This is a genomic window from Nitrospirota bacterium (genome assembly GCA_015233895.1).
Lineage (GTDB): Bacteria > Nitrospirota > Thermodesulfovibrionia > Thermodesulfovibrionales > Magnetobacteriaceae > Magnetomonas.
Genome location: JADFXG010000001.1, coordinates 263,763 through 274,089, shown reverse-complemented (window position 1 = coordinate 274,089; position 10,327 = coordinate 263,763). Strand labels below are relative to the sequence as shown.

Below are 10,327 nucleotides of genomic sequence, written 5' to 3'. Positions count from 1 at the left end.
GCTGCAATCTAAACGCCTTTTTTTACGTCTATTTTTTTCTCCTCAAGTTTATTGAGGGCATTTATATATGCCTTAGCAGAGGCAACAACTATATCCGGGTCAGAAGCACTGCCTCTTACCACTCTGCCCCTCTCCTCCAGTGTAACAAAAACCTCACCCAGAGCGTCAGTTCCTCCGGTTATGCTCTTTATCTCAAATTTATTTAATGCGCTTTTTGTATTCGTTAATTCCCCTATTGCTCTGTATGCGGCATCTACAGGGCCGTCCCCTGCGCACTCCTTTTCGCACTCTCTGCCGTTTATTGTAAGGCGTATCAATGCTGTTGGCTTTTTATCCGTCCCGCCTGATACGTAAAGATGCGTAAGACAAAAACCCTTATCCGCTCTGCACGCCTCTTGAGCAACCAAAGCTTCAAGGTCCTCATCAAATATGTGTCTCTTTTGATTGGCAAGCGTTTTAAATCTCTCAAACGCCACGTCCAGGCCCGGCTCGTCTAAAACATAACCCAGCTCCTGCAGGCGGTCTTTGAGGGCATGTCTGCCCGAGAGTTTTCCCAGTATCAGCTTACTCTTAGGAATTCCAACATCCTCAGGCTTTAGCACTTCATAAGTTGACCGCTCTTTTAAAAACCCGTCCTGATGCACACCCGATTCATGGGCAAACGCATTGTCCCCTACTATGGCCTTATTGGGCTGCACCGTCATCCCTGTTATCTTTGACACCAGCCGGCTTGTTTTGTATATCTCACTGGTGACAATTTTAGTGTCAGCGTTAAAAAACCCGGGACGGGTTTTTAGTGCCATCACAATCTCCTCCATGGCGGCGTTTCCAGCTCTCTCTCCTATCCCGTTTATTGTACACTCCACTTGTCCTGCCCCCTTAAGCACAGCAGACAGTGAGTTTGCCACTGCTAATCCCAGATCATTATGGCAGTGTACGGAAATCACTGCTTTATCTATATTTGGTACTTTGTTAAACAGATATTCGATTAACTCACTGTACTCCTCCGGCACTGTGTAACCTACCGTATCCGGTATGTTTACAGTTGTTGCCCCAGCCTTTATAACATCCTCAGTTATCCTACAGAGAAAATCCCAGTCGGAACGGGTTGCATCCTCAGCTGAAAATTCCACATCAGCAGTATATTTCCTTGCGTATTTAACGGCACTTACGGCTGCCTCAAGCACCTCGTTTCTATCCATTTTGAGTTTATACTTAAGGTGTATATCACTTGTGGCAAGGAAAATATGAATTCTGCCGTTATCTCTGCCCTTTATCGCCTCAGCTACCCTGTCAATATCGCCGTTAAGCGCTCTGGCAAGCCCTGCCACAGTTACATCCCGTAAGTCGGCTGATATTTTTTTCACTGCTTCAAAATCACTCTCTGAGGATATGGGAAATCCGGCCTCTATTATATCCACCCGTAAGCGTGCCAGTTGACGCGCTATCTGTGCCTTTTGTTCAACACTCATAGCAGCTCCTGGAGACTGCTCTCCGTCTCTGAGCGTTGTGTCAAATATTTTAATTATTTTGGACATTAGCTGTTTTTTTATCTGTCATTCCCGCCTCCGAGCGGGAATCCAGCCTTTTAATACTTCTGTTAAGGCACATGGATTCCTGCTTTCGCAGGAATGACAAAATAATGATTATCTTTTTGCTCAAGCCGTTGGCTCTGTTGTCTTACCCTTGTCAGGTTTCTTACGGTAAAACAAATACGTATTTTCTATTATCCCCCATGCAAGATAGCTGATTGCAAGGACAAAAAGCGTTATAGGGGGGTGCATGACCACAACAGTAAGAGTGATTATCATGGCAACAAGGAAAAGAAAGGGCTTGCGCTCTCTGAAATTAATCTCCTTTGCCCCATGAAATCTGAGGGTGCTTATCATAAAGAGGGATATTAAAATAGTCAAACCCAATACAAAATAACTTCTGTAAGGATGATTATTAAACATATACTCATAGAAGATCACATACGTTGACAGGATAGTTGCTGCTGCTGGTATGGGCATACCGGTAAAGTGTTTACTTTCAGCCGTAACCATCTGCACGTTATACCGGGCAAGCCTCAGAGCGCCGCAACTAACAAAAAGAAACGACACCGCCCATCCAATCCGTCCAAAAGGTGACAGTGAGCACGTAAATATCATAATGGCAGGAGCCACGCCAAATGCTACGAGGTCTGAGAGTGAGTCAAGCTCTATTCCAAACCGTGATGTGCTGTTAGTCATCCGGGCAGTCCAGCCGTCCAGGCCGTCAAATATGTTTGCTATCAGTATTGCCCAGCCTGCCGTCACAAACTCACCGTTTAATGAAGACACGATAGAGTAAAAACCAAAAAACATCCCTACCAGAGTCAAACCATTGGGTAAAATGTAAACCCCTCTTTTCATAGACTCAGTGCTCTTGCTCCTTCTGTTCTGTCCAGTTGGCTACTACCGTCTCACCGGCTCTAACCATGTCGCCTGTTTTTACTATTATAGCTGTTGAAAGGGGTAAAAACAAATCCACTCTGGAACTAAACTTTATTATACCAAATCTTTCGCCTGTCAAAAGGTGGGTGCCGGGTGTGGCTCTGCACACAGCCCTGCGGGCTACTGAGCCTGCTATCTGCTTTATCAGCATTGTGCCCCTGCTGGTTTCAACTGTGGTCGTTACGTTTTCATTTGTAAGTGATGCCTCATCCATAAAAGCTTTAAAAAAATTCCCGGCATTCCGCTTAACGTTTACCACCGTACCGGTATATGGGATGCGGTTTACGTGGACGTTTAAGGGTGACATAAAGATGCTTAACTTTCTTACATTAGCTTTAAGTGTGGTGTTTTCATAAACTTCTGACACTACGATTACTTTACCGTCTGCCGGAGAGACTATGATATTTTCTCCTTTTGGGACAACTCGTTCCGGGTCCCGGAAAAAATAAAACATAAACACGGTTATATCTATACAAATCAACATCAACACAAGTGAAATCACTATGTGCCTGTTTGCAGTAAACGCAAAAACTGCTGCCACTACAGTAACAACCAAAGCTCCCGCAATAAACGGTATGCCCTCAGGCGCAAATTTCATTATAATTCCTTCAAGTTTATTTATAGAAAAGCTGCATATTTATAATATCGCCGTACTTATTATATTATATAACTGTAGTTAAATGCCAATTTTTGGTTTTAACATAATTTACTAAAAAAAAGTAAGGACTCAATAAAAATGAAATACTCTAAACTACTAATTCCAACGCTTAAGGAAACACCGTCTGAGGCAGAGGCTGTAAGCCACATACTTATGCTTCGCGGCGGATACGTCAGACAGCTTGCTGCAGGGCTTTACGTGTATATGCCCCTGTTTTTACGAGTTATGAAAAAAATCAATAAGATAATCCGGCAGGAGATGGATTCTATTGGGGCTCAGGAGGTTTCCATGCCAGTGCTTCATCCGGCCGAGGTGTGGCAAAAAACAGGACGCTGGTATGACATTAAAGATGAGATGTTTCGCCTGAAGGACAGAACAGGGCGTGACATGTGTCTGGCTATGACGCACGAGGAGATAATGACGTGGCTTGCTAGCAGAGAAATCCGCTCCTATAGGGATCTCCCCCAGATGTGGTATCAGATTCAGACCAAACTCCGCGATGAGGCAAGACCCAAAAGCGGCATACTGCGCACCCGTGAGTTTATAATGAAAGACAGTTACAGTTTTGATGCCGATACGGACGGTTTAAACAAAAGCTATGAGCTTCATGCCGAGGCTTATAAGAGGATTTATGCCCGGTGCGGTTTGAAATTCTATGTGGTGGAATCTGACCCGGGAATGATGGGAGGTGCTACGGCACACGAGTACATGGCGCCGAGTGCGGCAGGTGAGGATGCTGCGGCTATTTGCAGTGCCTGCGGTTATGCCGCAAATGTGGAACTTGCTGAGTCTGTATCGCAATCGGTTGAGTTTGCAGATACTGCATTTGAAGAGGTGTTTACTCCTGAAAAAAGAACAGTGGAGGAGGTCTCAGGTTTCTTAGGGCTTAGAGCATATAATTTTATAAAGACTCTTGTACTGGTTGCTAAAGAGGGCCCGGTGCTTGCGCTAATAAGGGGAGATCAGGAACTTCACGAAAAGAAAACCGAGCGGATAATCGGCGGTTTCCGACCCGCACGAAAAGACGAGATAGAGGGTATTGTCGGAGTTGAGGCGGGGTTTATTGGCCCAATAGGCCATAAAATACGGATAATAGCAGATAACACGCTTAAAAGCGGCATCTATGTAGGCGGAGCTAATAAAAAAGACTACCACGTGCGGGGTGTAAAACCAGGGCTTCACTTTACGGCTGACTACAAAGACATCCACATGGCGCATGAAAATGACGGCTGTCCACTCTGTGGCAAACCACTAACGATAGAGAAGGTTATTGAGATAGGAAATATTTTTAAACTTGGCACTAAATACTCAGAAGCGCTCAGTGCAGTGTATCTTGATAAGGACGGAGTGGAAAAGCCAATAGTTATGGGTAGCTACGGGATAGGTCCGGCACGGATTGCAGCCTCTGCAATTGAGCAAAACCACGACGAAAACGGAATCATCTGGCCTGTCTCTATTGCTCCCTTTAGCGTTGTAATTCTTCCGCTTAATGTAAATGATGCTGCAACCCAAAAAGCGGCTGACGATATTTACAATTTGCTTGCCGCTAACTCAATAGAGGTTTTGATAGATGACAGAGATGAGCGGGCAGGGATAAAGTTTAAGGATGCCGATCTCATAGGAATTCCACTTCAGGTTGTAATCGGCCCTAAGGGACTCAAAGAAAACGTAGTAGAAATAAAAATCAGGAAATCAAAGGAATCCCTGAAAGTGGCTCCAGATAAGGTACTTGAGATAGTTATGGATTTAATAAAAACTCATACCAAGCCGCATTAAATCGTCTAACTTCGTTGGCATGCGTCAAAAGCTCCTCAACGTACTAAAGTACGCCTGCGTCGCTTTCTCCTTGCCGCCTTGTTATACTTCTGAATGCTGCTTGGTACGACATTTAATACTCAATAGTGAGGATTTGTTTTTCTCACATAATAAGCATTATTGTGAAAGCACGTCTTACAGAGGGGTTTTCCGTCTTTTTCAATATGTCTGAGGTCTTGTACAAACTCTCCGCAGAGGGAGCACTCAAGCCTTTTAAGCGGACGTCCCGGCATGTCCTCTGGCGGAATTATTACTGAGACATCCATTACGTCAAAAAGCTCCTCATCTTTCATAATCATGTAAGCCTGAAGTTGGGCTTTATGAATATCAGCTTCATCCGGGAAATACTCCGCCGATTTAAAGCGGGCATCCTCCCTTGCTAAAACTCTTACGGCACGTCCGGTTTTTAAATTAACAAATGTCGCTGCCATTTTGCCGTAGTCCATAAACTTGAGAGTCCGTTTCCCAAGCGTTGCACCCGTTACGGACTGTATTGCATCGGTGGCACAGCGGTCTATTTCCACATAGACGATGAAATCTTTCCTCTGCGCCCCACGAGGGTCATCTATACCAACGGAGTTTAGCCCTAAAACCGACATCCGCACTCCGAGCACCTGGCCAGGACACAGGTGCCCGTGGGTTTTTACCGATTCCTCTAAAAGCGCTTCAAAATTAAAGGTCAAACCCTGATAACCTTTCCTGTTGAGATAGCATAATAGGCTCCCAACACGTTAACTTTTCCCTCTTTAAGTTCCTTAGCGATAACCGGACTTTTAGTGGAAATTTCTTTAGTTACGTTTTTTACATTTTCAATGATGGCGTTATAGAGAACGTCTTCACCTGATTTTGTCTTTTTCTTTGCAGTATGAACAGCGGGCAGGATTTTATCAACAATTGAGCCGATATTTCCATGCACCTTGCCCTTTGCCTGAAGAGCAGCCGTTACTGCTCCACAACCCTCATGCCCCACAACTACAACAATTGGGCTGTGCAAATGTTCAACAGCATACTCTATGCTGCCCAGAGCTATTTTATCTACCACGTTTCCGGCGGTACGTATCACAAATATCTCTCCCAAATCCTCATCAAAGATAATTTCAGGGTCAACCCGTGAATCCGAACACGTCACTACAACGGCAAATGGATGCTGGCCTTTAGAAAGCTCACTTAGCTTAGCGGAGCTTGAGTCATGTTTCTTAAACTCTCCTTTGGTAAATCTCTCGTTACCCTCCATAAGTTTCTTTACATCAGCTTCAAAATCCTCATCTGCAAAAACCAGTTTGGGAATTGAAGCGCAAAAACTAACTGCTGCAACACTAAGCTTAATAAAATCTCTCCTTTCCATTATGAGTCTCCTCCTTTAGTTGTAGTAGCACGACACCACAGCACAATGCTAATTAAATAATTTCAGACTGCTGCAAGTTCAAGTTCAGCCTCAGATGGCACATGTCCTTTCATATCAGTAACCATCGTTAACTCGTCAGCGGAAAATATCTTATCTATATCTAAAATTATAATGAATTCCTCATCCTGTTTACCCATGCCCTCGATATACTCATTGCTTAACTGCGTGCCTATTTTAGGAGGTGGCTCTATTGCCGACTTTTCCAGCTCCATGACCTCCTTAACACTATCAACCATAGCGCCCAGAACTATTTTCTCTCCCTCCATCTCAACCTCTGTTATTACAACACAAGTGTCCACCGCTTTTTTCGTATATGACATCCCAAATTTCTGTTTTAAATCTATAACGGGGACAACACTGCCGCGCAAGTTAATCACTCCGCGCATAAACTCCGGCGTTCTGGGCATCTTAGTAACAGTGGTAAATTCCAGCACTTCACGTATTTTTTCAATGTGAAGGGCAAACACCTCATCATCCAGTTTAAATGTAAGAAATTGCATTATTTCGTTTTCTTCTGCCATTTAACACCTCCGCATTAATATGATTCAAATTCGCTGTCATCTTTGTTATCTGAGGATAACTCAAGCCTTTTCGTTTTTGTTGCAACGGGTCTTGCCTTTTCATGCGTTATGTGCGCTAACTTTGGCGGTTGTTTTTTGGCTTTTGGCGCTGCCGCCGCTCTTCTTTGTTCGCTGGTTCTGAAAAACGCAATTGCAGCCGAAAGCTGCTCTGCCTGAGATGTCAGCTCCTCAGAGGTTGAGGCCATCTCCTCAGAGGCTGAGGCGTTTTGTTGAATTACCTGGTCAAGCTGTGTTATAGCCTTGTTTATCTGATCGGCTCCGACATTTTGCTCATTACTTGCCGCACTGATTTCCTGTACCAACTCTGCCGTCCTTTGAATATCCGGCACTAACTGTTTAAGCATAACTCCTGCTTTTTCTGAGACCGTTACCGTTGTGGATGACAAGGTGCTGATTTCACCGGCTGCTTTCTGGCTGCGTTCAGCAAGTTTTCTTACCTCTGAGGCCACAACTGCAAACCCCTTACCGTGCTCTCCGGCACGGGCTGCTTCAATAGCCGCATTAAGAGCCAAAAGATTGGTTTGTCTTGCGATTTCCTCTATTATGGAGATTTTGCTTGCAATTTCTTTCATTGCATGAACCGCCTCCTCAACAGCCTTTCCACTTTCTTCTGCATCCTTGGATGCCTTTGCAGCCATACGCTCTGTTTGCTGGGAATTATCGGCATTTTGTTTGATGTTGGACGCCATCTCCTGCATTGACGAGGATACCTCCTCAACTGAGGCCGCCTGTTCTGTTGCCCCCTGTGAAATCACCTGAGCCGTGCCGCTAAGCTCCATACTGCCAGTTGACACGTTATCTGCGGATACATTTACCTCTCCCACTATGCTTGTTAATTTTTCAAGCATAGTTTTCATAGCTAAAAATATGCCAGTTTCTTTTTTACCGGACTCTAACCTAATTGTAAGGTCTCCGTTTGCTATGCTTTCCGCTATACTCATAATGTAGTGGGGCTCTCCTCCCAACTGATTCAATAATGTCATAGTTATCCAAAGAGCAATTGCTGTTGCAAGGACTATAGCTATTACAGATAAAGATATGACTAAAGTGCGGGCGGATTTATAGGACTCATCTGCCTGTTTAGCAACAGTATCCAGATGTTCCTCCTGGTGTTTTTTTAACTTTTCAACGGCATCTAAATAGGTAAGCTGCAATGACCTTACCTTAGTTAAGAGTAACTCCTTTGCTTCGGCCTGTTTGCCCTCTGCCGCAAGCTTTAGAAAATCCTCCTGACCAACAACATACACTGCCCTTGCGTCAAGTATGGCCTTTAGTCCAGCCTTGCCCGTTTCACTTTTTACCAGCAGGGTAAGTTTGTCTAAATCTGCAACAATCTTCTTTCTTGCATCCTGCACTTTATCCAGTTCCTTTTGTATCTCCTCCTTCTTTTCCATTATCAGCACATTACGCATATGACGAGCTATCTGAAGGATTTCTATTGTTATTTCGTTGCAATACGCTACCTTAGGATATTCATCTTTAACCACAGCGGACATATCACCGTTAAGTCCGCTAAGCCTGCTTATGCCTACAATTGCTATTATTAAAAGCAAAACTACGACAATCCCAAACGCCAGCCCTAACCGTGTGCCTGTTTTCATGTTTTGAAGCATTTCTCTCCTCCATTTATTTCATTTATTAATACCATAGTATTCCTTTTCCTAAAGTGTTTTGGAAATGCAAAATACTCCTTGGATTATAGACAAATTTATTTATTTTCGCAGGCAAGAATAATGAGGGCATTTATGATTGCAGCAGCAACCGGAGAGCCCCCCTTTTTGCCCAGACAAGTAATAAATGGGTAGTTTTTTTGGGAAAGCATATCTTTTGACTCCTCAGCCTTTACAAACCCTACTGGTACGCCAATAACCAGTGCTGGTGAGAACCTTCCCGCATCTATAATTTCCATAGTTTTTATTAGTGCCGTTGGTGCATTGCCAATGGCAATTATGCCGATGTTTGAAGCACAACCCTCAGACAGAATCAACTCAAAGGCAGCCTCAGCTCTGGTTAATGAAAACTTCATGGCTGTCTCTTCGACCTCTTCATCTGAAATCCTGCACACCACATTACCACCAAATTTACTAAGCGCTTTTTGGTTTATACCGGCTGCAACCATTTTAACATCAACCACAATGTCCAGTCCCCGTCTTATTGCCTCCACACCGCTTTTTACTGCATCAGGATGAAATCTTATTGTATCTTCAAATTGAAAATCACCCGTGGCATGAATTATTCGCTTCACTATTGGCAAATGAAAAGGGTCAAACTCCCTCTTCATCTCTTTACCAATAAGAGCAAAACTGTCCTTTTCTATCATGGGTCCTTTTTTCATCGTTTGTCACCTCAGTTATTTAAAAAACCGCGAAACCTCCGATATTAAATTTGCTACATCAAACTTTATAAGGTAGCCCTCAGCCCCAACAATCTTGGCTTTTTCCTTGTTTTCTGCTCCGCTTAACGATGTGTTTACTATGATTGGAATTTTCTGTAACAACGGGTTGCTCTTGACGTTTTTTGTAAAAGTGAGGCCATCCATCTCTGGCATTTCAACGTCTGAGATTATCAGGTTGATAAAACTCTCGATGGGTTGGTCTCCTATTTTTTTCTGAAAATCAAAAAGAAGGTTGAGAGCCTGCTTACCGTCCACTGCCTCCATTATACTTAAGCCGGTGTTTTCAAGGGTATCTTTTAAAATCCGCCGTGCTACCGATGAATCATCTACTATTAAAACATTGCCGCTTAACTTTTTCTTTTCCATTTTCCGTACATCATCCATTGATATTCCGGCCTTTGGCACCAATGCCCCAATGTCTTGTATAACGCTCTCAAGGTCCAGAATAAGAAGAAGTCCATCGCCCTCATCTATCTTTGTAACTCCGGTTATCTTGCCGCCGTGCTTAGATTGCAAAAGCTGTGGTGGAGGCTTTATCATATCCCACTTAATCCGTCTGATTCTCTCCACATCATGCACTACCATTCCAACCGTTGTTCCAAGCATTTCAAGCACAATCACTTTTGGCCGTATTTCAATATCCGGCAAAACTAACTTCATCCATCGTCCCAAGTCCACAATTGGAATAACCTCTCCTCTGACCTCTGCCATAGAATCAGCGTAATTAGGGGTATCCGGCACCGTTGTTACCTGAGGCATAGGGATTATCTCACGCACCTTTGCTACGTTAACTCCATATATCCTGGTTTCCATCTGTCCGCTTTCACGGTTTGTAAACATTTTAAATACAACCAGCTCCATCTCGTTTGTGCCCACCTTTAGTACTTCAGGTAAAGCACCGATCCCATGCGCCATCAGGCACCTCCTTGCTTACTATGCTGCTTTGCCACAACATAAATACGTTATAACATTCTGATTAAATTGTCAAATATTGTAAAA

10 protein-coding genes are annotated in these 10,327 nt (G+C 43.8%); 1 reads left to right on the top strand and 9 read right to left on the bottom strand.

All coding sequences use genetic code 11. From position 1 onward, the window contains the following. Window positions 1-8 precede the first annotated feature (8 nt). The 3 genes from HQK88_01195 to HQK88_01185 form a co-directional block, all read right to left on the bottom strand. Complete coding sequence (locus HQK88_01195) at window positions 9-1,538, bottom strand: 2-isopropylmalate synthase (protein MBF0615411.1); 1,530 nt, start codon at window positions 1,536-1,538, stop codon at window positions 9-11. A gap of 120 nt (window positions 1,539-1,658) precedes the next feature. Continuing rightward, window positions 1,659-2,393, bottom strand: coding sequence for a CDP-diacylglycerol--serine O-phosphatidyltransferase (pssA, locus tag HQK88_01190; protein MBF0615410.1), 735 nt, complete (start codon window positions 2,391-2,393; stop codon window positions 1,659-1,661). Window positions 2,394-2,397: 4 nt separating this feature from the next. Then, on the bottom strand, window positions 2,398-3,072 hold the full coding sequence (locus tag HQK88_01185; protein ID MBF0615409.1) for a phosphatidylserine decarboxylase family protein: 675 nt from the start codon (window positions 3,070-3,072) through the stop codon (window positions 2,398-2,400). Between the two features lie 138 nt (window positions 3,073-3,210). On the opposite strand from HQK88_01185, the gene HQK88_01180 reads away from it, so the two are divergent. Next, window positions 3,211-4,908, top strand: a complete 1,698-nt coding sequence (locus HQK88_01180; GenBank protein ID MBF0615408.1) for a proline--tRNA ligase — start codon at window positions 3,211-3,213, stop codon at window positions 4,906-4,908. A 119-nt stretch (window positions 4,909-5,027) separates the two neighbouring features. Here HQK88_01180 and HQK88_01175 read toward each other — a convergent pair whose 3' ends face one another. The 6 genes from HQK88_01175 to HQK88_01150 form a co-directional block, all read right to left on the bottom strand. Further along, window positions 5,028-5,546 carry a formylmethanofuran dehydrogenase gene (locus HQK88_01175; GenBank protein MBF0615407.1) on the bottom strand — a complete coding sequence of 173 codons (519 nt, stop codon included), beginning with the start codon at window positions 5,544-5,546 and terminating at the stop codon, window positions 5,028-5,030. Between the two features lie 80 nt (window positions 5,547-5,626). Beyond that, window positions 5,627-6,292, bottom strand: a complete 666-nt coding sequence (locus HQK88_01170) for a carbonic anhydrase (protein MBF0615406.1) — start codon at window positions 6,290-6,292, stop codon at window positions 5,627-5,629. 62 nt (window positions 6,293-6,354) lie between these two features. Next, on the bottom strand, window positions 6,355-6,873 hold the full coding sequence (locus tag HQK88_01165) for a chemotaxis protein CheW (protein ID MBF0615405.1): 519 nt from the start codon (window positions 6,871-6,873) through the stop codon (window positions 6,355-6,357). Window positions 6,874-6,887: 14 nt separating this feature from the next. Then, window positions 6,888-8,546 carry an MCP four helix bundle domain-containing protein gene (locus HQK88_01160; protein ID MBF0615404.1) on the bottom strand — a complete coding sequence of 553 codons (1,659 nt, stop codon included), beginning with the start codon at window positions 8,544-8,546 and terminating at the stop codon, window positions 6,888-6,890. 95 nt (window positions 8,547-8,641) lie between these two features. Then, window positions 8,642-9,268: a precorrin-8X methylmutase gene (locus tag HQK88_01155; GenBank protein MBF0615403.1), complete on the bottom strand. Its 627-nt coding sequence runs from the start codon at window positions 9,266-9,268 to the stop codon at window positions 8,642-8,644. A 15-nt stretch (window positions 9,269-9,283) separates the two neighbouring features. Next, window positions 9,284-10,243 carry a chemotaxis protein CheV gene (locus HQK88_01150; protein MBF0615402.1) on the bottom strand — a complete coding sequence of 320 codons (960 nt, stop codon included), beginning with the start codon at window positions 10,241-10,243 and terminating at the stop codon, window positions 9,284-9,286. Between the last annotated feature and the right edge of the window lie 84 nt (window positions 10,244-10,327).